Origin of the sequence: Nocardia aurea (assembly GCF_003123685.1) — a bacterium.
In the GTDB taxonomy this organism is placed as follows: Bacteria; Actinomycetota; Actinomycetes; order Mycobacteriales; family Mycobacteriaceae; genus Nocardia; species Nocardia aurea.
In genome coordinates this window covers 606,188-630,970 of sequence record NZ_QCYJ01000127.1, presented here as the reverse complement: position 1 = coordinate 630,970, position 24,783 = coordinate 606,188, and the positions used below count along the sequence as shown (strand labels likewise).

The window sequence follows — 24,783 nt, the reverse complement described above, 5'->3', positions numbered from 1 at the left end:
GTGTCGGCTCGTATTCGGGTCAGCTCGCTGCTGCCCGACTTCCCCTGGGACACCATCGCGGCGGTCAAGGCCGAAGCGGCGGCGCATCCCGGCGGAATCGTCGACCTGTCGGTCGGCACCCCGGTCGATCCGGTGGCACCGCTGATCAGGGCCGCGTTGAATTCGGTCGCCGAGGTCCCCGGCTACCCCACCACGCACGGGACGCCCGAACTGCGTGCCGCGGCCGTCGACGCGTTGAAGCGGCGCTACGGGGTCACCGATATCGATCCCGCCGCCGTCCTGCCGGTGATCGGCACCAAGGAACTGATCGCCGGACTGCCGAAACTGCTCGGTCTCGGCGCCGACGACCTGGTCGTCATCCCGGAGGCCGCCTATCCGACCTACGAGGTCGGGGCACTGCTCGCGGGCGCCGAGGTGGTGCGCGCCGACGGACTGACCCAGCTCGGACCGCGCAATCCGGCCCTGATCTACGTGAATTCGCCGTCGAATCCCACCGGGAAGGTGCTCGGCGTCGATCACCTGCGCAAGGTCGTCGCCTTCGCCCGCGAGCGCGGTGCGATCGTGGCATCCGACGAGTGCTACCTCGGACTGACCTGGGAGGGTCGGGCGGTCTCGATCCTCGACCCCGATGTCTGCGACGGCGACCATACGAATCTGCTCGCGGTGCATTCGCTGTCGAAGACCTCCAATCTGGCCAGTTACCGCGCCGGATTCGTCGTGGGCGACCCCGAACTCGTCGCGGAACTGCTCGAAGTCCGCAAACATTCCGGCATGATGGTGCCCTTCCCGATCCAGGCCGCCATGACCGCGGCGCTGAGCGATGACGCGCACGAGGCGCAGCAGCGCGAACGGTACCGCGCGCGCCGGGAGATTTTGCGAAAGGCCCTGGAAGCGGCTGGTTTCCGCATCGATCATTCCGAGGCGGGCCTCTACCTGTGGTCGACCAGGGGCGAGAACTGCCACACGACCCTGGACTGGCTGGCAAAACGCGGCATCCTCGCCGCCCCCGGCGAGTTCTACGGCCCGGGCTGTGCCGAATACGTCCGCATCGCCCTGACCGCCACCGACGAGCGCATCGACGCAGCGGTCTCACGGCTCGGCGAGCACTGAGATCAGCGCGCCGGGCGTGCGCCGACGCTCGACGGATCGCCTGACACCCGGAACGTCGAAGGCGGCCGACCGCGCGCGTCGCGATCCGCGATCGGCCGACGATCCGCGGTTCGGCGCGGCCGCCACGATCGCCGGTGGCTCCGCCTGATCGAATTGCCACCCGGCAGCCTCCGGGGACACGCGATCGGCGCGTGCCGCACACCGGGCCGCGAAGGGCGATAGCCTGGGGTATGGACGCTGTCACGGTTGTCCCTGTCCCCGGCAACGAGCCGGTGCATTCCTACGCACCCGGCAGCCGGGAGCGTGAACTGCTGGTCGCGCGACTGGCCGAGATCTCCGCCGAATCCGTCGATGTCCCGCTGGTCGTCGGCGGAAAACATCGCCCCGGTATCGGCGATCGGCACCCCATCGTCGCCCCGCATCGGCACGCTCACGTCCTCGGGACCTACACCGATATCACCCACTCCGAAGCGCGCGGAGCCATCGACGCGGCCATCGCGGCCGCGCCGGGCTGGCGCGCGCTACCCTGCGATGAACGCGCCGCGATCCTGCTGCGCGCCGCGGACCTGCTGGCGGGCCCGTGGCGCGAGTCCATCGCCGCCGCGACCATGCTCGGTCAATCGAAATCGGCGATCCAGGCCGAGATCGACGCCCCCTGTGAACTGATCGACTTCTGGCGTTTCAATGTGGCGTTCGCGCGCGAAATCATGGAACAGCAACCCCGGTCCTCGCCCGGGGTGTGGAATCGCCTGGAGTATCGGCCGCTGGAGGGTTTCGTCTACGCGATCACCCCCTTCAACTTCACCGCCATCGCGGGAAATCTGCCGACCGCGCCCGCCCTGATGGGTAATACGGTGGTCTGGAAACCGTCACCGACCCAGACGTTGTCCGCCTTCTACACCATGCGATTGCTCGAAGCCGCGGGCCTGCCTCCCGGCGTGATCAACATGGTGACCGGCGATGGCGCGGCGCTGTCGGAAGTCGCGCTGAGCGATCCCCGGCTGGCCGGAATCCATTTCACCGGTTCCACCGCGACATTCCAATACCTGTGGCAGCAGGTCGGCGCGAATATCGGCCGCTATCACGGCTATCCGCGACTGGTCGGTGAAACCGGCGGCAAGGATTTCATCGTCGCGCACCCCTCGGCCGATCCGGACGCGTTGCGCACCGCCATGGTCCGCGGCGCCTACGAATACCAGGGCCAGAAATGTTCCGCCGCGTCGCGCGCCTATATACCGCGCTCGGTCTGGCGGGTGATGGGCGACGATTTCCTGCACGTGGCGGCCGGGCTCGAATACGGCGATATCGCCGACCTGACGAAATTCGGTGGCGCGCTGATCGATCGACGCGCCTACGACAAGAACGTGGCCGCCATCGAGCGGGCCCGCGACGCGGGGATCACCATCCCGGTCGGCGGCGAGTACGACGATTCCGAAGGCTGGTTCGTGCGCCCGACGGTGCTGCTGTCCGACGATCCACGCGACGAGTCCTTCCGGACCGAGTATTTCGGCCCGATCCTGTCGGTACACGTCTACGACGACGCCGAACCCGGTTCCTACGCGGCGATTCTGGCCGAGGCCGAATCCGCCGCCCCCTACGGGCTGACCGGCGCGATCTTCGCCCAGGACCGGCACGCGATCGAACAGGCGAGTGCCGCGTTGCGATTCGCGGCGGGCAATTTCTACATCAACGACAAACCCACCGGCGCGGTGGTGGGGCAGCAGCCCTTCGGTGGCGCACGCGCTTCGGGAACCGACGACAAGGCGGGTTCGCCGCTGAATCTGCTGCGGTGGGTGGCGCCGCGGACCATCAAGGAGACGTTCGTCCCCCCGGTCGAGCATCGCTATCCGCATATGGACGTGTGAGCGGGATTTCCGACGGCACAGGAGGCACGGTGAGCCAGGCAACGCATATTCCGGTGCGGGGTAGTGGGCGGCGATGAATCCGCTGCGTCCCGTCATCCTCGCGGCCGCCGGGTCGCCGCGCATGAAACGCGTGCTCACCGGCACGACCGTCACCACTGATATCGTCCGCCGCTTCGTGGCGGGGGAGACCAGGACCGAACTGCTTCCGGTCGTGGCGGCCGTACTCGGCACCGACCGGCTGGTCAGCGTCGATTTCCTCGGTGAATACACGACCGACCGGGCGCGGGCGGACGCGACCGTGGCGGAATACCTCTCGCTCATCAACGATCTCGCGGCGCTCGGACGGGTGCGGACGCTCGGCGTCGAGGTCGCGCCGGTGGAGGTGTCGGTCAAATTGTCGGCCCTCGGGCAGGCATTACCCGTCGACGGCCCCGCCATCGCCACCGACAACCTGCGCGTGCTGTGCACGAAGGCGGCCGAGGCCGGGGTGTGGGTGACCGTCGACGCGGAGGATCACACCGCCACCGACGCCACCCTGGCCTCGGTGCTCGAACTGCGGCCCGAATTTCCCTGGCTCGGTACGGTTCTCCAGGCCTACTTGCATCGCACCGAATCCGACTGCGCCGAATTCGCCGGGCCGGATTCGCGGATCCGGTTGTGCAAGGGCGCTTACCGGGAACCGCAGGGTGTGGCGTTCCAGCACGCCGTCGAGGTGACCGAATCGTATCTACGCTGTCTCCAGACACTCATGTACGGGGACGGCTATCCGATGGTGGCGACCCATGATCCGATGCTGGTCCTCGCGGCGGAGACGATGGCGGCCGAAACGAACCGGGCCGCCTATCGTTTCGAGCACCAGATGCTCTACGGCATTCGCGAGGCCGAGCAGTCCCGGCTGACCGAGGCCGGTTACGCGATGCGCGTCTACATCCCCTACGGCAACGAGTGGTACGGCTACCTGACCCGGCGGCTGGCCGAGCGCCCGGCGAATCTGGGATTCTTCCTGCGGGCGCTGGTCTCGCGGTCCTGATCAGACCAGCGGCTTGCCGAGCCGGTGCCTGCGACGCATATCCCACAGGTAGGCGTTGAGCGGAAAGAGTCTGGCGGGCTTGGGGAATCGCCGATGGACGGCGCCGATCGCGCGCAGCAGCGCGTTCATGATCCGTTCGTCGCGGTCGGTCCAGGTCAGCCGCATCTCCGAGCGCAGATGCGGTGGCAGCAGCCCGACCACGAAGAAGCGCTGAACCGGTGCGAATACCCGCAGCGGTCGCGAGACCATCTTCAGGTCGATGAGGTCGTTGAAGAAGGCTCGGGTCCTGGGGTCGATCGTCTTGGTGGCCAGTTCGGCGGTCCAATACTCCTCGAACGCGGCGCGATCGGCGGGCCACATCTCGGGGCGCACCTGCAATGTGGTGCCCAGTCGGGAGGCGTACCGGTAGAAGACCTCGGTGGTGTCGGGATCCATCGGGCCGTGTAGTCGTTGCTCCAGGTCGACGATTCCCCAGTACAGGCAGGCCGCCACCCAGAGCTGTAGTTTCGGGTCGAAGGCGTTGTATTTGACCGGGCTGTCGGGACCGGAGCGGACGGGCCGGTGCGAGCCGTTGACGGCTTCCTTGTAGATCCGCTTGTCCTCGTCGGTGCCCATCAGAGCGACGGCGAGGTAGGTCAGCGTGGTGCGCAGTCGCTTGTACGGATGCACGGTGATGCGACCGGATTCGACGGGGCTCTCCATCACGCCGTAGGCCACCGGACGCAGGCTGAGCTGCATGATGACGTTCGCGGTGCCGCCGAGGAAGGCGGCCGCCCCGGTCCAGAACTCCTCCATGTCGAAGTCGTCGGCCGTCCCGTAGCGGCAGCTACGGGTAGGTTCGGGCGTTGTCTCGCGCAGGGGTGCGGTCATGGGATCCCCGTCTTTCGGTCTTCGTCCACGATGACGAAAAGTGAGAAGATTATGCCCTCACCTTCTCATCGTGTCGTAACCCTGTCAATCGGCGGTGGCCGCCGCCGGAGGGTGATGCTATGCGATGCTTGGATCGTCATCGTTTCGCCGGAATCGACTGTGGATAGGTGGAGAGCATGGCGAGGCTGACCAGGTTGCTGCCCCTGGTGCGCAACACGGGCCCGGAGGATCGCAATCAGGCACGCGTGCTGGACGCCGCCCTGATGGCCTTCCTCGACTTCGGGATCAAGCGCACGAGCATGGTCGAGGTGGCACGGCGCTGCGGGCTGTCGCTGGCCACGCTGTACCGGCGGTTCGCGAGCAAATCCGATCTCATCCAGGCGGTCGCGCTCCGGCAGACCCGCGATTTCATCGACGAGGTCGACGCCGTGCTGAAACGTCAGGTGGACGCCGACGCCGACGCCGAGGACCAGATCGTCGAACTGTTCGCCGCGTTCATCAACGGTTTGCGCGGTAACGAACTGGTCCACCGACTGCTCGCCACCGAACCCGAACTGGTCCTGCCGTTCCTCACCACGCGCGGCGCGCCGATCATCGAACTCGGCCGCGACTACCTCGCCGAATTCGTCGCCCGCCTCCAGTCGGAAGGCAAACTCCCCGACTACGACCCGGCCCCCCTCGCCGAGATGATCGCCCGCACGGCGGTGTCACTGGCGCTCACGCCCCAAACGGTGATGCCGCTCGGCGACGACCAGGCCATCCGCCGCTTCGCCCGCGACCACGTCGTCGTCTCCTTCCGCGTGTCCTGAAGACACCTCGCGTCGTCAGACCAAGCGCAGGCCGAGACGGCGGCGCAGGCGTAGGTCCCACAGGAATGCGGTGACAGGCAAGGTTTTGAGCCCCTGCGGAACCCGGTCCTCGATCGCGCCCACGGTGGTGAGCAGGCGGGCCAGGTTGCGGTCGTCGCGGTCGGACCAGGGCATGCCCATCTGGTCGCGGAGGTGGGCGGGGAGCATGCCCGCGGTCATCCAGCGGTGGAATCGGCCGAAGGCGAGGTTGACCGGGCGGGGGAACATCCTCAGGTCGACGATGTCGTCCAACATGGCGCGCACCGGTGGGGCGATGCTGGTGCGGGCCAGGTTCTCGGTCCAGTAGCGGTCGAAGGCGGCGCGGTCGGCGGGCCACAGCCCGGAGGGCATCTGGAGTGTGCTGCCGAGACGTTCGGCGTGGTGGTAGAAGCCGTCGGCGGCGGCCTCGTCCATGGGACCGTGCATGCGCTCGTAGAGGTCGCGCGCGCCCCAGTAGAGGCAGGCGGCAACCCACAATTGCAGGGTGGGGTCGAAGGCGTTGTATTTCACGGGGCTGTCCGGGCCGGAGCGCACGCCCCGGTGTGAGGTGTCGATCGCCGCGCGGTAGGCGGCGCGCTCGTCCTCGGTGCCGAGCATGGCGACCGCGAGATAGGTGAGGGTGGTTCGGGTCCGTTTGATCGGGTGCAGCATGATCTTGCCGCTGTCGACCGGGCTTTCCAGCACGCCGTAGCCGACGGCGGGGGAGCTCAACTGCATGATGACGTTGGCCGCCGCGCCGAAGAACGCGGCCGATCCGTCGATGTGACGGGCGATGTCGAAGTCGTCGGTCCCGGCGCGCGTGCTCGGCGTCGACGCGGCGGCGCGAAATGGTCTGGTCATGGCGACCTCGATCTCGTCGTTGAGAAGAGTATTCATAAACCGTCTCACCGCCTCTGCGGGGTGTCAACCGTCTGCGGTCCACGTCGTCCGAGCTGTGATCGGGGACCGGTCATCCGCGCAGGCGGTCCGCGCTACGCGGGGGTTGTGGCGGTGTCGGGTGTATCGGCCGCACGCGCCACCGTGCCTCGGTGGTAGGGACCGGTGTCGACGGAACGGGCCCACCTCGACGCACGGCCACCGCGCCTCGATGGTAGGGACCGGTGTCGACGGGGCGGGCCCACCTCGGCGCGGCCGCGCGATCGAGGGGGACCGGCCGTGGGGCAGCGTCGGTCCCCGGGTCCGTGCGCAGTAGCGTGAGCGAATGTCGTTCGGCTCGCCGTTGCTGCTTCGTTCCCTGAATCCGCTCGCCGTCGCCGCGGGTGCGGACATCCCCGACGCCGTCACCATCGAGGGGACCACGCTCTCGCGCAGTGACCTGCTCGGCGCGGCGACCTCGGTGGCCGAGCGCGTCGCCCGCGCCGACCGGGTGGCGGTACTGGCCGCGCCCACCGTCACGACGGTGCTCGCGGTCGTCGGCTGCCTGATCGCGGGTGTCACGGTGGTGCCGGTGCCGCCCGATTCCGGCGCGGCCGAACTCGCCCACATCCTCGCCGATTCGGGAGCACAGGCCTGGCTCGGCGAGGCGCCCGCTGGCACCGGACTGCCGGTGGTGCCGGTGCGCGTGCACGCGCGGTCCTGGCACACCTACTCCGAACCCGATCCGTCCTCGGCCGCGTTCATCCTCTACACCTCGGGTACCACCGGCCTGCCCAAGGGCGTGATACTCACACGCCGGGCCATCGCCGCCGGGCTCGACGCCCTCGCCGACGCGTGGTCGTGGACCGCGAGTGATGTACTGGTGCACGGTCTTCCGCTGTTCCACGTGCACGGCCTGATCCTCGGCGTACTCGGCCCGCTGCGCGTCGGATCGCCGCTGATCCACACCGGCAAGCCGACCCCGCGGGCCTACGCGCAGGCGAAGGGAACGCTGTATTTCGGGGTGCCGACGGTGTGGTCGCGGGTCGTCGAAGATCCGGAATCCGCACGGCACCTGTCGAAGGCCAGGCTGTTGGTGTCCGGCAGCGCGCCGCTGCCGGTTCCGGTTTTCGAGAAGTTGCGCGAACTCACCGGGCAGAGTCCGGTCGAGCGGTACGGCATGAGCGAAACCATGATCACGCTGTCCACGCGCGCCGACGGCGAGCGCAGGCCCGGCTGGGTCGGCACCCCGGTGGCGGGCGTGCGGACCCGGCTGCGCGACGAAACCGGCGCGCCGGTGCCGCACGACGGCGAGAGTATCGGCGGGCTACAGGTCTCGGGACCGATGCTGTTCGACGGCTACCTGAACCGTCCCGAGGTGACCGCCGAGAGCTGGACCGAGGACGGCTGGTTCCGCACCGGTGACGTCGCCGTCATCGACGCCGAGGGTTTCCATCGCATCGTCGGGCGCGAATCGGTGGATCTCATCAAATCCGGTGGCTATCGGATCGGGGCGGGCGAGGTCGAGACCGTGCTGCTCGGCCATCCCGCCGTCGCCGAAGCGGCCGTGGTCGGCCTGCCCGACGACGATCTCGGCCAGCGCGTCGTCGCCTTCGTCGTCCTGCGCGGTATGTCGGGAGGCACGGCCGACGATATCGAGTCCGAACTCATCGACCATGTGGCGCAGCAGCTTTCGGTGCACAAACGGCCGCGCGAGGTCCGCGTGCTGACCGCGCTGCCGCGCAATGCCATGGGCAAGGTGCAGAAGAAGGTGCTGGCTTCGGGGAATTGACCTCGAGTGAAGTTCAGGTTCTACGGTCACGGGTATGAACGCACAGCTGACGTCCGAACAGATCGATTACCTGCACACGCAGCGGTTGGGTCGGCTGGCGACCGTCCGCCCCGACGGTTCGCCCCAGAACAACCCCGTCGGCTTCCGGTACAACGCCGAACTCGGCACCATCGACATCGCGGGCCGGAACATGGGCGCTTCGTGGAAGTTCCGCAATCTGACCGGCAACGACCGCGTCGCCTTCGTGGTCGATGACGTCGCCTCGGTTCGGCCCTGGCGCGTGCGCTGCCTCGAAATACGCGGCACCGCGGAAGCATTGACGGATGTGCAGCCCTACATCGACGGCGTGTCCCGCGAGATGATCCGCATCCGCCCGGAGCGGGTCATCGCGTTCGGGTTGGAGGGTGACGCCGCCTCGTGAGCTGCCGCCGGTCTGCCCGGCATCGGCCCGCGATGATTCGCGGGTTCAGGCACGTGCGGCCGGTGCATCCAGGCGGAACGCCCGCCCCACGGCGATCAGCGTCGTGGGGCGGCGGACCCTGCCGGAGCTCAGTCGTTCGCGTGCAGAGCGGCGTTGAGCTCGATACCCGTGCCCGTGCGGGACACCACTTCCACCGCTCCGCTCTGGGAATTGCGACGGAACAGCAGATTGTTCTGCCCGGCGAGTTCGGCGGCCTTGACCACGGTGCCGTCGGGCGTGACGACCTTGGTGCCCGCGGTGACGTAGAGCCCGGCCTCGACCACGCAGTCGTCGCCGAGCGGGATGCCGACGCCGGCGTTCGCGCCGACCAGCGAACGTTCGCCGATCGAGATGATCTGGGTGCCGCCACCGGACAGCGTGCCCATGGTCGACGCGCCACCGCCGATATCGGAGCCGTCGCCGACCAGCACGCCCGCCGAGATACGACCCTCGATCATCGAATTGCCGAGGGTGCCCGCGTTGAAGTTGACGAAGCCCTCGTGCATGACGGTGGTGCCGGAAGCGAGATGCGCGCCGAGCCGGACCCGGTCGGCGTCGCCGATGCGCACACCGGTCGGGATCACGTAATCGACCATGCGCGGGAATTTGTCGACGCTGTAGACGGTCACCGGACCGCGGGCGCGCAGTTTGGCGCGGGTGGCCTCGAAACCCTCCACCGCGGCCGGGCCGTGGTTGGTCCAGACCACATTGCTCAGCAGGCCGAACTGGCCGTCCAGGCTGATCGTGTGCGGGGTGACCAGCCGGTGGGAGAGCAGGTGCAGGCGCAGGTAGACGTCGTGCGCGTCGACCGGAGGGGCGGACAGGTCGGCGATCACGGTGCGCACCGCGATCACATCGACGCCGCGCGCGTCGTCGACGCCGAGCAGCGCGGCGTACGCAGCGTATTCCGGGGATGCGTCGTCGAGGCGTTTGGTGCCCGTCTCGCCGAATTCGCCCAGCTCCGGGCTCGGGTACCAGGTGTCGAGGACGGTTCCGTCCGCGGTCACATTGGCGATACCGACTGCTGCTGCTCCCTTGATGCTCACGTCGACAGAGGTTACCGACCCGAGGCGAGCCGTGGTGAACCTACCTGCGGCTTGTTCGTCACAACCCGGTCGCGGGTCACCGGGGAAAGGCGCAGTCCGTCTCCGTACGCTGAGTGCGTGACCATCGACCTGCGCGAGGATCCCATCGCACTGACCGCCGCTCTGGTGGACATTCCCAGCGTCTCGCTCGACGAGGCCGTGATCGCCGACATCGTCGAGCGCGCGCTGCGCGAGCAGACCACCGGGTTCGAGGTGCTCAGGCACGGCAACGTCGTGCTGGCCCGGACGAATCACGGCAAGCCGACACGGGTGATCCTGGCGGGGCACCTGGACACCGTGCCGATCGCCGACAATGTGCCGAGCAGATTCGACACCGACGCCGAGGGCGCGGCGGTGATGTTCGGCTGTGGCACCGTCGATATGAAATCCGGCGACGCGGTCTTCCTGCATCTGGCGGCGACCGTCACCGATCCGGTCTGCGACCTGACGCTGATCTTCTACGACGGCGAGGAGATCGCCGCCGAACACAACGGGCTCGGCCATATCGAGCGCGATCTGCCGCAGTGGCTCGACGGCGATCTCGCGATCCTCGGCGAACCGTCCGGCGGCTGGGTCGAGGCCGGTTGCCAGGGCACCCTGCGGGCGCGGCTCACCACCGAGGGCACCCGCGCGCATTCGGCGCGATCCTGGTTGGGCGACAACGCCGTTCACCGTCTGGCTCCGGTTCTACAGCGGCTGTCGGAATATCAGGCCAGGCAGGTCGACATCGACGGATGCGTCTATCGCGAGGGGTTGTCGGCGGTGCGGGTCCAGGGTGGAGTCGCGGGCAATGTGGTGCCCGATGTCGCCGAACTCGACGTGAATTTCCGCTTCGCGCCGGATCGTTCGGTGGACGAGGCTATCGCCCACGTCCGTGAGGTCTTCGCGGGACTGGATCTGCGCTTCGAAGTCACCGATTCCGCGCCGGGCGCGCTGCCCGGCCTGACCGCGCCCGCCGCTGCCGATCTCATCGCCTCGGTCGAGTCCCACGGCGGTGGCGGGGTGCGCGCGAAATACGGCTGGACCGATGTCTCCCGTTTCGCGGCGCGCGGCATTCCCGCCGTCAACTTCGGTCCCGGCGATCCCAATCTGGCCCACAAACGCGACGAACACGTGCCGACCGCGCAGATCACCGCCGTCGCCGCGATTCTCCGGAATTACCTCGTCGGCGGGGCCTGAATCCGGCGACACCGTGTTGCCGTGAATACGCGCGGTGTTGTCCCGGTGGTTCGGCGCTCGAAACGCCGATCCCGGTAGCGTGGACGTCATGTCTACCGACGCCGTCGAACCCGAGGTTGCCAGCTCACGGAAGTCGACCCCCAAGTATCGGGGGCCGATCATGTTCCGTCGCGACCGCAAGGACGGTCTCGGCACCGCGGATCAGAATCTGCTCGATCGGCACGAGCCGACCGATTGGGTGCACACCGATCCGTGGCGGGTACTGCGTATCCAGGCCGAATTCGTCGAGGGTTTCGGCGCGCTGGCCGAGGTACCGCGCGCGGTCGCGGTCTTCGGCTCGGCGCGCACCCCGGTCGAACACCCGGAGTACGAGGCGGGCCGCGCCATCGGCGCCGCGCTGGCCAGGGCCGGATTCGCGGTCATCACCGGCGGCGGTCCCGGGGCGATGGAGGCGGTCAATCGCGGCGCCTCCGAGGTGGGCGGCTATTCGATCGGGCTCGGCATCGAGCTGCCGTTCGAGCAGAGCCTCAACGAATGGGTCGACCTCGGGATCAATTTCCGGTACTTCTTCGCGCGCAAGACCATGTTCGTGAAGTATTCGCAGGCCTTCGTCTGCCTGCCGGGCGGATTCGGCACCCTCGACGAATTGTTCGAGGCGCTCACCCTGGTGCAGACCCGCAAGATCACCCGGTTCCCGATCATCCTGTTCGGCACCGCGTACTGGTCGGGACTGGTTGACTGGCTGCGGGATTCGCTCGGCGGTTCGGGCAAGATCTCGCCGGGAGATCTCGATCTGCTGCATCTGACCGACAGCGTCGAGGAAGTCGTGTCCATCATCGTCGACACCGCGGCGACGGGCGGGAATGTCGACGCGCTCGGCACGGAGGACCAGTGGTGACCGCTGCCGGGTACTCCGTGTGCGTGTACTGCTCGGCCAGCACCGCCGATCCCGCGCACCTGTCCCTCGCGGCCCGGGTCGGTACCGAAATCGCCAGGAACGGTTGGCGATTGGTGTCAGGGGGCGGTCACGTCTCGATGATGGGCGCGGTCGCGACGGCCGCCCGCGCCGGTGGTGCGCACACCGTCGGGGTGATCCCGAAACACCTTGTGCACCAAGAGGTTGCCGATGTGGGCGCGGACGAACTCATCGTCACCGACACCATGCGCCAGCGCAAACAGGTCATGGAGGATCGCGCCGACGCCTTCCTCACCCTGCCCGGCGGCATCGGCACGCTGGAGGAATTCTTCGAGGCGTGGACCGGCGGCTACCTCGGCCAGCACGACAAACCGGTGGTCCTGCTCGACGCGGACGGTTTCTACGCGGGACTGCTGCGCTGGCTCGACGAACTGTACGAGCGGGGGTTCGTGACCAGGTACGCCATGGAGCGGATCACCGTCGTGACCGATCCGGCCTCGGCCTTCGCCGCGCTGCGCGGTTTCGCCGACGCCACAGTGAACGCTGAGGAGCATCAGGACCGGTGAGTACCGAAACCCGCACCACGGTAAGTCTTCTCGATCTCGTCAAAGCACTCCCCGCGATGGCGCTCGACGCACCGGGCATGGTGCGCAACGCCGTCGGGATGCTGGTCCGGCCCGGTGACCGGGCCTCGATCGGCCTGTATTTCCAGCGCAACGCCCACCGGCACCCGCAACGGCTCTTCCTGCGTTTCGAGGGCAGCACCTACACCTATCAGCAGGCGAACGCACAGGTGAACCGGTTCGCCAACGTCCTCACCGATCGCGGTGTCCGGCGCGGTGACGTGGTCGGCGTGCTGATGACCAACCGGCCCGAAACCCTGCTGCTCGCACTGGCCGTGGTGAAACTAGGCGCGACCGTCGGCCTGGTCAATCACAATCAGCGCGATCGGGTGCTCGCGCACAGTTTCGAACTGCTCGACAGTGTGCTCGACGTGGTCGGCGAGGAATGCCGGGAGGCGCTCGACTCGCTGCCGGAGCCGCTGCCGAATGTGCTGTACAGCGACGATCTCCTGGACGCGGCCGAATTCGCCGATCCCGACGATCCGGCGGTCTGCGCGCAGATCACCGCGCGCGAGCGGGCTTTCCTGATCTTCACCTCCGGTACCACCGGCCTGCCCAAGGCCAGCGTGATGACCCACCAGCGCTGGACCAAGAGCATGGCCGGGCTCGGCGGACTCGGAATTCGACTGCGCGGCAGCGACACCATGTACTGCTGCCTGCCGCTCTATCACAACAACGCGCTCACCGTCGCGCTGTCGTCGGTGCTCGCGGGCGGTGCGACTTACGCGCTCGGTCGCAAATTCTCGGCGGGCGGATTCTGGGACGAGATCGTCCGGGAACGGGCCACCGCGTTCATCTACATCGGCGAACTCTGCCGCTATCTGCTCCGGCAGCCGCCCGCACCCACCGATCGACAGCACCGGATCCGGCTCGCGGTCGGCAACGGGTTGCGTCCGGAACTGTGGGACGAGTTCACCACCCGTTTCGGCATCGGCCGGGTGGTCGAGTTCTACGGCGCGAGCGAGGCGCCTGTGGCCTTCGTCAACGCGTTCGGCATCGACCGCACGGCGGGGGTCGGTCCGCTGCCCTACGCGATCGTCGAGTACGACGACGAGACCGGTAAGGCCGCGCGCGGGTCCGACGGCAGATTGCGGCGGGTCGGTTCCGGCGGCGTGGGTCTGTTGCTCGCCAAGGTGACGGGCAGGCAGCCCTTCGACGGATACACCGACGCCCAGGCGTCCGAGGCCAAACTCGTGCGCGACGGTTTCGCCGACGGCGACGTCTGGTTCGACACCGGTGACCTGGTACGCGACCAGGGCTGGTGGCATATCGCCTTCGTCGACCGACTCGGCGACACCTTCCGCTGGAAGGGCGAGAACGTCGCGACCACGCAGGTGGAGGGCGCGCTGAGCGAGAGCGAGGCGATCGAGGAGGCCGTGGTGTTCGGCGTCGACATCCCCGGGACCGATGGCAAGGCCGGAATGGCCGCCGTGACCCTGCGCGCCGACGCCGAATTCGACGGGAAGGCGCTCGCCGAGCTCGCCTACGACCGCTTGCCGTCCTACGCCGTCCCGCTGTTCGTCCGCGTGGTCGACGAACTCGAGCAGACCTCGACCTTCAAGAGCCGCAAGGTCGAACTCCGTAAACAGGGATACGCCGACGACGACGCGAGCACGCTGTACGTCCTCGCGGGCCGCCCCGACGGATATGTGCCCGCCTACGACGAGTACGTCGACGACGTGGCCGCGAGGCGCGTGCCCAAGGGGTGAGTCGCGAGGCGCGTGCCCAAGGGGTGAGTCGCGAGGCGCGTGCCCAAGGGGTGAGTCGCGAGGCGCGTGCCCAAGGGGTGAGCCGTGAGGGGTGGCCGATGGGTTGGCAGTGGGGCGTGAGTCCGAGGGGGGAGCCCAGAGGGGACCTGCCCACGGTTGAGCCGTGGGGCGCGTGCCCGAGGGAAGCGCCGGTGGTCTCAGGCCGCGACGCGGGAGGGGCGCAGGGTGTTCATCGGGGGACGGTCCGCCAGCGACACCTCGGTGCTGTGGGCGGTGAACTCGTCGCCGATCAGCGGGAACTGGGTGAGCGCGGCGCCGGAGTCCTGGACTCCGCTGCGACCGAGGACGGTGCCGAGGATCTGGCGGCTCATCACACCCAGATCGGCGAGCGGACGGTTGCGGTGGGTGCGCACGCCCAGATTGACCTGGCCGATGGCATCGATGCCGAGCCGATCGTAGGTGTCGAGCAGCAGCCCGATCTCCACGCCGTAGCCGGGGGCGAACGGGACCGAGGTCAGCAGTTCCCTGGTGCCCGCGTATTCGCCGCCGAGCGGTTGCAGCACCTGTGACAGCTCCGGGCGCAGGGCTGCCAGCAGCGGGCGTGCCACGAGTTCGGTGACCCGGCCGCCGCCGTGCGCGTCGACGGAATCGCCCTGGCGCAGCGGCCGCCGGTAGTAGGCCTTCACCAGGTGCATGCCCTCGACCGTCAGCAGCGGGCCGAGCAGTTTCGGCACGAAGGCCGGATCCGGGTCGATGAGATCGGAGTCGACGAAGGCGATCAGGTCGCCGCTGGTCACGGCGAGCGAGCGCCACAGCACCTCGCCTTTGCCCGAGACCGGATCCAGTTCGGGTACCGCCTGCTCCCGGGTGATGACTTCGGCGCCCGCGGCCGCCGCGCGCGCGGCGGTGGCGTCGGTGGATCCCGAGTCGAGTACCACCAGTTCATCGACCAGGGTGCCGAGCAGGGGCCGGATACTGGCCACCACCTCGGCGACGGTGCCTTCCTCGTTCAGCGCGGGCAGCACGACCGAGACCGTGCGCCCGTTCTTGGCGGCGACGAGGTCGTCGACCGGCCACGCGGGATTGTCGAAGGTGTTCGTGGTCGCCCAGGCGGGCTCGCGGTGTTGGATTTTCATACCAGACCTCGCAGGGTTCGTGCGGGGGGCCGGATGCCCTGGATCGCGGCGATCATGTCAACCACTCGCCGGGTCGCGGCGACTTCGTGAACCCGGAAGATTCGAGCGCCCGCGGCGGCGGACCACGCGGTCGCCGCCAATGTGCCCTCCAACCGTTCGGATAGATCGACACCTAAAGTCTCCCCGATGAAATCCTTGTTGCTCAGTGCCATCAGGACTGGCCATCCGGTTTTTACAAGAACGTCGACTCCTCGCAACAGTGCGAGCCCGTGATGGGTGTTCTTACCGAAATCGTGGGTCGGATCGATCAGGATCGAATCCCTGCGCACACCCGCGGCGAGTGCGTTCTCGGCCGCGCGCACCACCGTTTCGGTCACTTCCGCGACCACGTCGGCATAGCGCACCCGGTGCGGGCGCGTCCGCGGCACCGCCCCTCCGGTGTGACTACAGACGATGCCGACGCCGAGTTCGGCCGCGACGCGCACCAGATCCGGATCGGCGCCCGCCCAGGTGTCGTTGACGAGATCGGCGCCCGCGTCGACGGCGGCCCGCGCCACCTCGGCGCGCCAGGTATCGATGCTGATCAGCAGCTCGGGATATTTGCCTCTGATGGCGGCGACGAACGGCACCACCCTGCGGGCCTCCTCGGCCGCGTCGACCAGATTTCCGGGACCGGCTTTCACCCCGCCGATGTCGACCACGTCGGTGCCCTCGTCGACGGCGCGCGCGACCGCGTCCATGGCGGCCGAATCGCCGAAGGTCGCGCCCTTGTCGTAGAAGGAATCGGGCGTCCGGTTGACGATGGCCATGACCAGAGCGCGATCCGTCGCCACCGGCCTGCCGCACAGAGTCGGTGACGGCACGGCGGTGGAGCTGAACATGCCCCCGACTGTACCGACAGGTATTCGCGGGCGGGTTCGGTACCGTCGTCCGAACGGCGGGACCGCTCAGCGGTGGATGGGTCCGTCGAGTCGATCCAGCGGCAGGCCCGACGCGCCGCCACGGACCGCGAGGATATGGGCGGCGATGGATATCGCGGTCTCGTCGGGGGTGTGGGCGTCCAGATCCAGGCCGAGCGGACTGTGCAGGCGCGCGAGTCGGGTTTCGCCGACACCGGCCTCGCGCAGTCGCTCACGACGTTCGGCGTCGGTGCGTCGGGAACCGAGGGCGCCGACGAAGGCCAGCCGGTCGATGCCGAGGGCGGCGGTGAGCATCGGTACGTCGAATTTCGCGTCGTGGGTCAGCACGCACACCACCGTGCGGTGATCGATGCGATCCGCGCGGTATTCGGCGTCGAGGTAGCGGTGCGGCCAGTCGACGACCACGTCGTGCGCCGCGGGGAAACGGGCGGGGGTCGCGAACGTCTCGCGGGCGTCGACGACGGTGACCCGGTAGCCGAGCCTGCGGCCAGTGTGGCTCAGCGCCCGCACGAAATCATTGGCTCCCGCCAGGATCATCCGCGGTGCGGTCGCGAAGACCTGGACGAAAGTCCGCGGACGCGCGGCGGATTCCGGTCCGCATTCCGCCGCGCCGACGATGCCGCTGCGCCCGGCCGCCAGCAACGCGGTGGCATCCCGGTCGACGCCGCGCCACGGCTCGGAATCCCCGGGCCGCAACAACTTCCATTCGGTAGTGGACTCCAGTGTGGTCGCCAGCGCGACGGGTTCGCTCGCGGCGAGTGCGCGGCGTAGTTCGGTCAGCACCGCGAGTCTGCTCGCGTCGACCCGCTCGACGAAGATCTCCATCTCGCCGCCGCAGGTCAGCCCGATCTCGATGCCGTCGGATTCGGCGTATCCGAAACGGTCTGCGGCGGCCTGTCCGCTCGCCAACGCCGTGCGCGCCGAGTCGAGCACCGCCGCCTCGACGCAGCCGCCCGACAGCGATCCGACGACGCTGCCCGATTCGGTCACCAGCATCGCGGCCCCCGGCTGCCTCGGTCCCGCGCCTGTCGTCTCGATGACCCGTGCCAGGGCGACGGGTCCGGAGGGCAGCAGCCCGATGAGCTGTTCGAGTACGGTGCGCACGGCCTCCGCTCCTCTCCTGGACGCCTCGCGCGTCCCGCCGCGGGGGCGGGAAGACGCGCGCCGATGATTCGAGCGTAGTCACCGGGGCGCGTCCGGGTGTCGTGCTACCTGCCGGAGCGGATGTTCGGGTGGGGGCGGTAGCCGGTGGGACGTTGTGCGGCGGTCACCGGCTCGGTCCGGCGGGGGTCGCTGGTCGGGCGCGCGATGTCGATCAGGGTGGGGGAGTCGAAATCGGCGGCCCGATTCGACCGGGCGGGCGTGCGGAGTACGGACGGGCCGCCGAACGTAGCGTGCTCGGCGGGGTACTCCCCGTCCAGCCGGGCTTGAATCTGCGCCACTGTCAGGTGATCACGCGCGGAGCCGGTTCCGCGGAAGGCGACGGCGAGGATGCCGAGCATGCCCGCGACGACGAGGACCGTTCCGATGGCGACGACGAGGTTCACAACTGCCTCCCGTGGAGGTGCTCGACAGCGTCGTACGAACAGCCCGTCACACGACCCGGCTCGGCTCGGTTGCGGACGTCGCACCCACGTACCGTGCACCCGCTCACATCAATGGTTATTTGTCAGCAATCTATATGTAGAAGAGGCTTTGTGGGCGGTCGGAGCCGCGTGAGCTGCGCCACACGGCTGATCGATGAGCGGTGGACGGGACCCGTCGGGGCGAAATCCGTGAGGTGGCAATCCGCCCGCTGCCGACCCGTTAGGCCCTCGTCGTGCGCGAAACCGATTCGGGCGGTGCGGTATGCGACAGGTGGGCGACCGAGGGGGCGCACAACGGCCGCGGTGCGCGAGCACGCGACCGATCAGGGCCGGGTCGGTACGGGCACGCGGGTGTCGAACACGCGCGCCGGATGTTCAGCGGCGGGTGCGCAGGGCCGCCGATCGGGAATCGGGCGGTTCGTGGCGGTAGACCGGGGTGAGCAGGTCGGCGTCGACGGGCTCACCGGTCGAGCGGTCGTAACGGACCGCGATGAGGACCGAGAACAGATTGTTGGCCGCGCGCTCGTGCAGGGTGGCCAGGCGGGTGGCGAGCAGCCGGATCGCGCCGAGCGAGCCGGGTGGATGCAGTCCGTCGATGAGCAGGCAGCTGCCGCGACCGTCGGGGCGGGGCAGACGGGCCAGATAGGCGATATCGTGCGGCTCCGGGCCGCCCGGCCGGTAGACCCGGCGGGCCGCCCTGTCCTCGATGCCGCGTCGGGCGTCGCCCGCTCGGGTCACGGCGCGGCGCAGCCGAGGGTCGGCGGCGATGAGCTGGCGCAGACTCGGGGAGAGTTCGGGGCCGCCGATGGCGATGAGCCCGTCGCGGTTCAGGTCGATCGGGCGACCGGGCAGGAAGGTTTCGACCGTCGCGGTGAAACCGAGTTCGCGCAGCAGTTCGGCCAGCCTGGTGCCCGCGTTCGGATCGGGTGCGCCGAGGATGCGTCCGGCGCGGATCTCGGGGACGAGCACGGTGAGCGAGCCGTGCCCGAAGAACAACCCTTCGGGTGCGGGACCCTGGGTGCTCACCTGATGGATGCGCGCACGGGAAAGTCCGGCGGCGGCACCGATTCTGGCGAAGGTCCAGCCCTCGGCGTGCAGTTCGCGGATCACCGCCCTGCGGATACGCGTTAGCTCGTTGATGGTCTGCTGCGCCGCCGCCACCCCGTCTGTGGCTGCTTTGAGTCTCTCGACCTTGTCCTCGATCGCAAAGACTCGCGCCACGTCATCGGCCGACATGTGCGAAGTCTAGACAGGTGGACACGCTCCTGTGTCTAGAACGCTTGACAGTCGAACTTCCAGACGGCTCAGTCCGTTTCGCGCGAAAAGTGTATTTCTACAGGTCAGGTGGCATCGTTGTCGATCGGCGGACGCTCGTTGCGCGCCAACGGCTTCTCGAGTTTCGGCATCGGGTGATCCGGCATGCCGCTCGCGGTACCGAGGAGGTCGTCCTTGCTCGGCACCGCCTTCTGTAGATCGCGGAAGACCGAATCATCCCCGTTCAGCAAATGTTTGGTCACCACCGCGCGCGGACTCATTCCACGCAACTCGTTCAGATCGGCCAGCGGCTTGCGGAGGTCGTCGAATTCCGGACCGAGTTCTTCTTTCAGCTGGGCGGTGGCCCCGCTCGCGTAGTCGCGTACCTGACGCAGGCTGCGCGTGGTCCAGCGAACCGCCCCGGGCAGCCGTTCAGGACCGAGGATCACGAGGGCGGCGACGAGCAGGATGAGCATCTCGCTCCAGCCGATATTGCTGAACACGAGTCCAGGCTACCTGGCGAGGGGGTCGCGACTCAGTCGGATTCCAGCGTGACAGGCACGTCGACCTGCCTGCCGTCTCGAATCAACTGCACGTTCACCCGGTCGCCGATCTTGTAGGCCTGCACCGCGACGGTCAGCTCCTCCGGACCTGTCACCTCGCGATCGCCGACCTTGACGATGACATCTCCCTCGACGATCCCGGCCTTCGCCGCGGGCCCGTCGGGCGCAACGTCGGCCACCGCCGCGCCGCTCATGACGTCGTTGGCCACGGTCTTGGTGCGAGCGCTCACACCGATCATCGGGTGATGCATCTGACCGCTCTTGATCAGGTTCTGCGCGACATCGGTCATCACGTCCACCGGGATGGCGAAGCCGAGACCGACCGAACCGCCGGTCTCACTGCGGATCGCGGTGTTGATGCCGATGACCCGGCCCTCCATGTCGACCAGCGCGCCGCCGGAGTTACCCGGGTTGATGGAGGCGTCGGTCTGCACGGCGTCGATCACCGCGTTGGTGTCGCTGCCCTCACCCTGGAGTTTCACCGGCCGGTGCAGCGCGCTGACGATGCCGGAGGTGACGGTCTTGCTCAGCCCGAGCGGGGAGCCGATGGCGAGCACGTCGTCGCCGACCTGCACGTCCTGGGAGCGTCCGAGTTTCGCCACCGTGAGGTTCTTCACATCGACCTTGAGCACGGCCAGATCGGTCTTCGGATCGCGTCCGACGATATCGGCGGGCACCCGGGTGCCGTCGGAGAAGGTGACCTGGATGGCGGCCCTGTTGCTCTTGTCCTGCGCGGCCATCGAGATCACGTGATTGTTGGTGACCACGTAACCCTGGCCGTCGATGACGACGCCGGAACCGGTCGCGCCGTTCTCGCCGACCGTGACGCGAATCGAAACCACCGACGGCAGAACGGCATTGGCGACCTGGGAGATCAGCCCGTGTGGACGTTCGGTGGCGTCGCTCTGGCGCAGGCTCACCGTGCGTGAGGTGAGGTTGGTCGACGCCTCGGCCGTGAGCCGCCCGACCAGTCCGCCGATCAGGCCGATGGCGAGCGCGACGACCGCGAGCACAGCCAATGCCTTGGGGGCCACCCGCGAGCCGAACAGCACTTCGCGCGCGGTGAGCCTGCGCGACTGCGGCAGCGGCTCGACCCGCGGCGTCGCCACGGCGGGGGCACCGAGCGCGGCCGAGGAGTTCGGGTCGCGCCACGGATCGACACGACCAGGTACGCCGTCGGGCGTGTCCCCGGAATCGGGCTCGCGTTGCAGCAGTTCGTTCGAACCCTCGGGCCTGCCGAACGCCTCGGCGAGCACCGCATCCGGTGGACGGTTCTGCAATTCGGGACCGAGCGGCGCGACGCCCGCGCCGCCGGTACTCGCGGACCGGTTCGCGGAGAAGGACCCCGTCTGGCCGCTCGGGCGGCGGAACGCGTGCGCGGTATGGGAGTCGACGTGGGGCCGATAGACCGGCCGGGGACCGAGCACGGGTGCGTCCGACGGCCTCAGGTTCCCCCTGTCGGCCGCCGAATCGGGGGTGTCGCCCGCCGCGGGCGCGTCAGACACGGGTCCGGTGTTCGGTGATTCGGTGGTCACTCGCCAAACTCTACTTGCGCCACCAGTTGGCCCACCGGGTCGTGGTGAACGAATCCGCCAGGAAACCGAAAACAGCCTCGTTTCGGGTGTTCCCGGCCTGCCGATGGGCCACGCCGTTGGTGCCGGGCAGCTCCGCGAGCGGAATACGGGTCAGGCTGTCGTGCAGTCCGGTGGGAATCGATACCTGACCGGACTGGCGCAGCGCGATCCGCGCCTGCTGCTGCGCGTCCACCTCGGCCGCGCATTCGGGACACAGGGACAGATGTTGAGCGGCACGCAGGTACGCGTTCATCCGCAGTTCTCCGTCCACATAGGCCGCGATCGCCTCGCTGGCCAGATGTTCGGTGGGACGGAAACGCGGTGAAGGACCGGACGTGCTGGACTCACCACTCATTCGGTGCTCACCCTTCCAACCGACATCGATCACCTGCGCGGGTGATGCCGGTTTGCGACCGATCACCCGAGATTCGCGTCAGCGGTGAACCGCTGCTGAGATCCATTATGCGCAAGGTGGTCGCGCAATGCCTGACGCCCTCGATGGATGCGGCTGCGCACGGTGCCGAGTTTGACTCCGAGCGTCGCGCCGATCTCCTCGTAGGACAGGCCCTCGATATCGCAGAGCACGACCGCCGCGCGGAACTCCGGCGCCAGCGAGTCCAGCGCGGATTGCAGGTCGGGGTCGAGTCTGGCGTCGTGGTAGGCGTCCTCGGGGGTCGGTCCTTCGGCGGGCACCCGCTCGTAGTCCTCGGGTAGCGCCTCCATCCTGATCCGGTTGCGTCTGCGCACCATGTCGAGGAACAGGTTGGTGGTGATGCGGTGCAGCCAGCCCTCGAAGGTGCCAGGCTGATAGTTCGACAGCGAGCGGAAGACCCGGATGAAGGTTTCCTGGGTGAGGTCCTCGGCGTCCTGCGCGTCACCGGAGAGGCGGTAGGCCAGTCGGTAAACGCGGTCGGCGTGTTCGCGGACCAGTTCGTCCCACGAGGGCATCGCGGCGCGGTCGCCGGTGGCGTCGAAGGCCGCGGTTCCGGTCAGTTCCCCGGGTTCGGGCAGGGCGTTCTCGTCGGCCCGTTCGGCGTCGAACGGCGGGATGTGTTCGGGAAGTGTCGCGTATTCGCTCACCGCGGCGGGACGAGTCTCCGCCGTGGAACCGGCCGTATTCGGCAGCGGGTTCGCCTCCGGGCTTGTCCCCGAGTAGTCCCCCGAGTGCCCCGGCAGTGTCGCAAAGGAACCTTTGACCATGTGGATGGGGCTACCTCCTACTCGGGACCGTAAACGTTCGCGACGGTCGTGTTGATCCGGAATCCCGGACCCCCACCTAGGGGATACAACCGACTACCTGTATGTCGTTGTTCCCTGGTCCCGTGTAAACGGTCTGATGGTCTTGCGTGTTCCTACTCTTTCCTGTCCTGATATGCCCCGGTTATGGAGATCCTGAGGGACACCTGAGAAATTTGTCTTTCCGGAAGTGTGACCGTGCGAATCCGCCCGTGCGGACCGGAGAAGCCGCAGATGACCAGGTAGCCGGGCGGCCGGGCGCGGCGGCGGGCGCGGATCGGCGGCGGCGGCGGAAAACTATGCTCACACACTCACGAGCGGCGGAAAGACGCGGGGAGGCCGGGAAGCTAGCCTCATACGGTGGCATCGAACTTGGAGCGAAATCTCTCCTACGTGGAAGAATCCGTCGTGGAGGACGACATTCTGGTGACCGCGCGCGAACGGGCCACCGAGCTGGGCGCGGCGCCGGTGCCGCCGTCGGTCGGAGCGCTGCTCAGCATGTACGCGCAGTTGCTCGGCGCACGCGCGGTCGTCGAGGTCGGCACCGGCGCCGGTATCAGCGGCCTGTGGTTGCTCGACGGCATGCGCGAGGACGGCACGCTCACCACGATCGATTCCGAGCCCGAACACCAGCGCGCGGCCAAAGAGGCCTTCCGCGCCGCCGACATTCCCCCCGCCCGCACCAGGCTGATCAACGGCCGCGCCCTCGATGTGCTGCCGCGGCTGGCCGACGGCGCCTACGACCTGGTCTTCATCGACGCCGCGCCGCTGGAACACCCGCAGTACGTCGGTCAAGCCGTGCGATTACTCAGGGAGGGCGGGGCGATCATCTTCCACAACGCGTTGCTCGGCGGTCGTGTCCCCGATTCCTCCCAGCGAGACCCCGCCACCGTCGCGGTCAGGGCCGCCACCCGCGCCATCGCCGAGGACCCCGAACTCACCAGTGTGCTGATCCCCGTCGGTGACGGTCTGCTCTGCGCCTCGCGCGGCTGACCGGAGGTTCCGATCGACCGTGCACACCGGTTGGCCCGCGGCGCTGTCGTCCGCCGCCCTGTTCGTGGCATGGCCCGTGGTCGTTCTGCGCGCGCTGTATTTCGACCGGACCCGCGCGGATCGGCAGTTGGCCGCCATCATCGGCCTCGGACTGGTGAACTGCACCCTGCGCGAACCGAACTGTCAGCGGCTGATCACGGCCGCGTCGGGTGGGCACGTCTCGATACTGCTGATGTACCAGCTCAGCGTCGTCGCGTTCGCCGCCAGTTCCGCGGCCGGTGTGCTGTTCGCCCGTGACGGACGTGACCGTCCGGTCCCCGGGATCGCGCTCGCCGTGACCACCGGACTCTGGGTGCTCTCGGCCGTGGTGCTCGGCCTGGCCGAGGATCCCGACGCCCTGGTGCGCGGCGACAGCGCGGAATCGACGGCCTTGGTCTACTTCGGCGGCGCGGTGCCGCTGGCTCTGCTGGTCGGAATCGAATTCGTCGCGCTCGGCAGGGCCGGACTGTCGACGGGCGGGGATCGAATCGAGACGGCGCTGCACCTGATGGTCATCGGGGTCGGGATCGTCAGCGTCGTCCAGGCGGTCAGTCGCACGGTGACGGCGGTGCTGCTCGGAACAGGTCACAGCACGGCCCTCACCCGGTTACAAGGACTCGTCGACAACGACCTGATCTTCCCGACGGTGCTGGCGGGCACCGTGTTCTACGCCGCTCCGCTGATCCGGTCGGGTCTGGAACGCGTGCGGCTCGACGGCTGGTCGCGGCGTGGGAAACAATTGCTGCCGCTGTGGTCCGAACTCACCGCCGCCTGCCCGGAAATCGTGCATCGCGCACCCGGAATCGATCGCGCCGACGGCCGCTACCGCGTGTACCGCACCGTGGTCGAGATCCGCGACTGCATGCTGATCCTGTCCCGCCACACCCGTGCCCTCCCGCCGGAGGTGCGCGCGGCCATCGCGGCGCGGGGGATGCCGGAGCCCGAACGGCGGACGTTGGAGTCCGCCGTCGCGCTGGTGTTCGCATTGCGCGCGCGAAGTTCGGGTCTGCCCACCGTGGCCGCCGTGGGCAGGGTCGCGTCGGTGGCCACGGACATGGATTCGGAAATCGATGAACTGGCTCGTATGGCCGCCGTGTGGCCGCTCGCGTGTGGAATAGCCGCGCGGGGCGCGTGAACTCG

The 24,783-nt window shown here is 68.4% G+C and carries 24 protein-coding genes; 12 read left to right on the top strand and 12 right to left on the bottom strand.

Features of this window, described 5'->3' with window-relative positions; genetic code table 11:
* The 3 genes from dapC (at window position 1) to DAT37_RS31785 (ending at window position 4,005) form a co-directional block, all read left to right on the top strand.
* Window positions 1–1,110 carry a succinyldiaminopimelate transaminase gene (gene dapC / locus DAT37_RS31800; protein WP_109528640.1) on the top strand — a complete coding sequence of 370 codons (1,110 nt, stop codon included), beginning with the start codon at window positions 1–3 and terminating at the stop codon, window positions 1,108–1,110.
* Between the two features lie 230 nt (window positions 1,111–1,340).
* The gene (pruA, locus tag DAT37_RS31790) at window positions 1,341–2,975 is read left to right on the top strand and encodes an L-glutamate gamma-semialdehyde dehydrogenase (protein ID WP_109528508.1); all 1,635 of its coding nucleotides are present in this window, start codon (window positions 1,341–1,343) and stop codon (window positions 2,973–2,975) included.
* Window positions 2,976–3,048: 73 nt separating this feature from the next.
* A complete protein-coding gene (locus DAT37_RS31785) occupies window positions 3,049–4,005 on the top strand; it encodes a proline dehydrogenase family protein (protein ID WP_109528507.1) in 957 nt (318 codons plus the stop codon).
* Here DAT37_RS31785 and DAT37_RS31780 read toward each other — a convergent pair whose 3' ends face one another.
* Window positions 4,006–4,875 carry an oxygenase MpaB family protein gene (locus tag DAT37_RS31780; protein ID WP_109528506.1) on the bottom strand — a complete coding sequence of 290 codons (870 nt, stop codon included), beginning with the start codon at window positions 4,873–4,875 and terminating at the stop codon, window positions 4,006–4,008.
* A gap of 176 nt (window positions 4,876–5,051) precedes the next feature.
* Here DAT37_RS31780 and DAT37_RS31775 point away from each other — a divergent pair, with 176 nt between their 5' ends.
* Window positions 5,052–5,684 (top strand): TetR/AcrR family transcriptional regulator, encoded by a 633-nt coding sequence (locus tag DAT37_RS31775; RefSeq protein WP_109528505.1) that lies wholly within the window; start codon window positions 5,052–5,054, stop codon window positions 5,682–5,684.
* A gap of 15 nt (window positions 5,685–5,699) precedes the next feature.
* On the opposite strand, the gene DAT37_RS31770 is transcribed toward DAT37_RS31775, so the two are convergent.
* The gene (locus tag DAT37_RS31770) at window positions 5,700–6,563 is read right to left on the bottom strand and encodes an oxygenase MpaB family protein (RefSeq protein WP_109528639.1); all 864 of its coding nucleotides are present in this window, start codon (window positions 6,561–6,563) and stop codon (window positions 5,700–5,702) included.
* A gap of 361 nt (window positions 6,564–6,924) precedes the next feature.
* Between DAT37_RS31770 and DAT37_RS31765 the strand changes: the two genes are divergently transcribed.
* A complete protein-coding gene (locus DAT37_RS31765) occupies window positions 6,925–8,370 on the top strand; it encodes an acyl-CoA synthetase (RefSeq protein ID WP_198654517.1) in 1,446 nt (481 codons plus the stop codon).
* 34 nt (window positions 8,371–8,404) lie between these two features.
* Window positions 8,405–8,791, top strand: coding sequence for a PPOX class F420-dependent oxidoreductase (locus DAT37_RS31760; RefSeq protein WP_109528504.1), 387 nt, complete (start codon window positions 8,405–8,407; stop codon window positions 8,789–8,791).
* A gap of 128 nt (window positions 8,792–8,919) precedes the next feature.
* Here the strand turns inward: DAT37_RS31760 and dapD are convergent, their stop codons facing one another.
* Window positions 8,920–9,876 (bottom strand): 2,3,4,5-tetrahydropyridine-2,6-dicarboxylate N-succinyltransferase, encoded by a 957-nt coding sequence (gene dapD, locus DAT37_RS31755; RefSeq protein WP_109528503.1) that lies wholly within the window; start codon window positions 9,874–9,876, stop codon window positions 8,920–8,922.
* Between the two features lie 117 nt (window positions 9,877–9,993).
* Between dapD and dapE the strand changes: the two genes are divergently transcribed.
* The 4 genes from dapE (at window position 9,994) to DAT37_RS31735 (ending at window position 14,342) form a co-directional block, all read left to right on the top strand.
* Window positions 9,994–11,094, top strand: a complete 1,101-nt coding sequence (dapE, locus tag DAT37_RS31750) for a succinyl-diaminopimelate desuccinylase (protein WP_109528502.1) — start codon at window positions 9,994–9,996, stop codon at window positions 11,092–11,094.
* Window positions 11,095–11,182: 88 nt separating this feature from the next.
* Entirely contained in the window at window positions 11,183–11,992 is an 810-nt protein-coding gene (locus DAT37_RS31745; RefSeq protein WP_109528636.1) for an LOG family protein, read from the top strand.
* The gene (locus DAT37_RS31740; protein WP_109528637.1) at window positions 11,989–12,576 is read left to right on the top strand and encodes an LOG family protein; all 588 of its coding nucleotides are present in this window, start codon (window positions 11,989–11,991) and stop codon (window positions 12,574–12,576) included. Before DAT37_RS31745 ends, DAT37_RS31740 begins: the two co-directional genes overlap by 4 nt.
* Window positions 12,573–14,342 (top strand): long-chain-acyl-CoA synthetase, encoded by a 1,770-nt coding sequence (locus tag DAT37_RS31735; protein WP_109528501.1) that lies wholly within the window; start codon window positions 12,573–12,575, stop codon window positions 14,340–14,342. The genes DAT37_RS31740 and DAT37_RS31735 overlap by 4 nt, the downstream gene beginning before the upstream one ends.
* Window positions 14,343–14,539: 197 nt before the next feature.
* Here the strand turns inward: DAT37_RS31735 and DAT37_RS31730 are convergent, their stop codons facing one another.
* The 9 genes from DAT37_RS31730 to sigE all read right to left on the bottom strand — a co-directional run bounded on the left by DAT37_RS31730 (window position 14,540) and on the right by sigE (window position 22,575).
* Window positions 14,540–15,478 (bottom strand): glucosyl-3-phosphoglycerate synthase, encoded by a 939-nt coding sequence (locus tag DAT37_RS31730; protein ID WP_109528500.1) that lies wholly within the window; start codon window positions 15,476–15,478, stop codon window positions 14,540–14,542.
* Window positions 15,475–16,359 carry a dihydropteroate synthase gene (gene folP / locus DAT37_RS31725; protein WP_109528499.1) on the bottom strand — a complete coding sequence of 295 codons (885 nt, stop codon included), beginning with the start codon at window positions 16,357–16,359 and terminating at the stop codon, window positions 15,475–15,477. Before folP ends, DAT37_RS31730 begins: the two co-directional genes overlap by 4 nt.
* 66 nt (window positions 16,360–16,425) lie before the next feature.
* Window positions 16,426–17,502: an XdhC family protein gene (locus DAT37_RS31720; protein WP_109528498.1), complete on the bottom strand. Its 1,077-nt coding sequence runs from the start codon at window positions 17,500–17,502 to the stop codon at window positions 16,426–16,428.
* Window positions 17,503–17,606: 104 nt separating this feature from the next.
* Window positions 17,607–17,945, bottom strand: coding sequence for a hypothetical protein (locus DAT37_RS31715; RefSeq protein ID WP_109528497.1), 339 nt, complete (start codon window positions 17,943–17,945; stop codon window positions 17,607–17,609).
* Window positions 17,946–18,359: 414 nt separating this feature from the next.
* Window positions 18,360–19,220, bottom strand: a complete 861-nt coding sequence (locus tag DAT37_RS31710) for a hypothetical protein (RefSeq protein ID WP_109528496.1) — start codon at window positions 19,218–19,220, stop codon at window positions 18,360–18,362.
* A 104-nt stretch (window positions 19,221–19,324) separates the two neighbouring features.
* A complete protein-coding gene (gene tatB, locus DAT37_RS31705; protein WP_109528495.1) occupies window positions 19,325–19,741 on the bottom strand; it encodes a Sec-independent protein translocase protein TatB in 417 nt (138 codons plus the stop codon).
* A 32-nt stretch (window positions 19,742–19,773) separates the two neighbouring features.
* Window positions 19,774–21,336 carry a S1C family serine protease gene (locus tag DAT37_RS31700; protein ID WP_109528494.1) on the bottom strand — a complete coding sequence of 521 codons (1,563 nt, stop codon included), beginning with the start codon at window positions 21,334–21,336 and terminating at the stop codon, window positions 19,774–19,776.
* 10 nt (window positions 21,337–21,346) lie between these two features.
* On the bottom strand, window positions 21,347–21,730 hold the full coding sequence (locus DAT37_RS31695; protein WP_109528635.1) for a hypothetical protein: 384 nt from the start codon (window positions 21,728–21,730) through the stop codon (window positions 21,347–21,349).
* Window positions 21,731–21,792: 62 nt separating this feature from the next.
* Complete coding sequence (sigE, locus tag DAT37_RS31690; RefSeq protein WP_232840113.1) at window positions 21,793–22,575, bottom strand: RNA polymerase sigma factor SigE; 783 nt, start codon at window positions 22,573–22,575, stop codon at window positions 21,793–21,795.
* 396 nt (window positions 22,576–22,971) lie between these two features.
* On the opposite strand from sigE, the gene DAT37_RS31685 reads away from it, so the two are divergent.
* Entirely contained in the window at window positions 22,972–23,604 is a 633-nt protein-coding gene (locus DAT37_RS31685) for an O-methyltransferase (protein ID WP_109528493.1), read from the top strand.
* Between the two features lie 19 nt (window positions 23,605–23,623).
* The gene (locus DAT37_RS31680; protein ID WP_109528492.1) at window positions 23,624–24,778 is read left to right on the top strand and encodes a DUF6545 domain-containing protein; all 1,155 of its coding nucleotides are present in this window, start codon (window positions 23,624–23,626) and stop codon (window positions 24,776–24,778) included.
* Window positions 24,779–24,783: the final 5 nt, after the last annotated feature.

Excerpts from the sequence above, each read along its gene's own strand:
- pruA (WP_109528508.1), top strand. The coding sequence starts at position 1,341 with ATGGACGCTGTCACGGTTGTCCCTGTCCCCGGCAACGAGCCGGTGCAT.
- DAT37_RS31785 (WP_109528507.1), top strand. The coding sequence starts at position 3,049 with ATGAATCCGCTGCGTCCCGTCATCCTCGCGGCCGCCGGGTCGCCGCGC.
- DAT37_RS31780 (WP_109528506.1), bottom strand. The coding sequence starts at position 4,875 with ATGACCGCACCCCTGCGCGAGACAACGCCCGAACCTACCCGTAGCTGC.
- DAT37_RS31775 (WP_109528505.1), top strand. The coding sequence starts at position 5,052 with ATGGCGAGGCTGACCAGGTTGCTGCCCCTGGTGCGCAACACGGGCCCG.
- DAT37_RS31770 (WP_109528639.1), bottom strand. The coding sequence starts at position 6,563 with ATGACCAGACCATTTCGCGCCGCCGCGTCGACGCCGAGCACGCGCGCC.
- DAT37_RS31765 (WP_198654517.1), top strand. The coding sequence starts at position 6,925 with ATGTCGTTCGGCTCGCCGTTGCTGCTTCGTTCCCTGAATCCGCTCGCC.
- DAT37_RS31760 (WP_109528504.1), top strand. The coding sequence starts at position 8,405 with ATGAACGCACAGCTGACGTCCGAACAGATCGATTACCTGCACACGCAG.
- DAT37_RS31745 (WP_109528636.1), top strand. The coding sequence starts at position 11,183 with ATGTCTACCGACGCCGTCGAACCCGAGGTTGCCAGCTCACGGAAGTCG.
- DAT37_RS31730 (WP_109528500.1), bottom strand. The coding sequence starts at position 15,478 with ATGAAAATCCAACACCGCGAGCCCGCCTGGGCGACCACGAACACCTTC.
- folP (WP_109528499.1), bottom strand. The coding sequence starts at position 16,359 with ATGTTCAGCTCCACCGCCGTGCCGTCACCGACTCTGTGCGGCAGGCCG.
- DAT37_RS31710 (WP_109528496.1), bottom strand. The coding sequence starts at position 19,220 with ATGTCGGCCGATGACGTGGCGCGAGTCTTTGCGATCGAGGACAAGGTC.
- DAT37_RS31695 (WP_109528635.1), bottom strand. The coding sequence starts at position 21,730 with ATGAGTGGTGAGTCCAGCACGTCCGGTCCTTCACCGCGTTTCCGTCCC.
- sigE (WP_232840113.1), bottom strand. The coding sequence starts at position 22,575 with ATGGTCAAAGGTTCCTTTGCGACACTGCCGGGGCACTCGGGGGACTAC.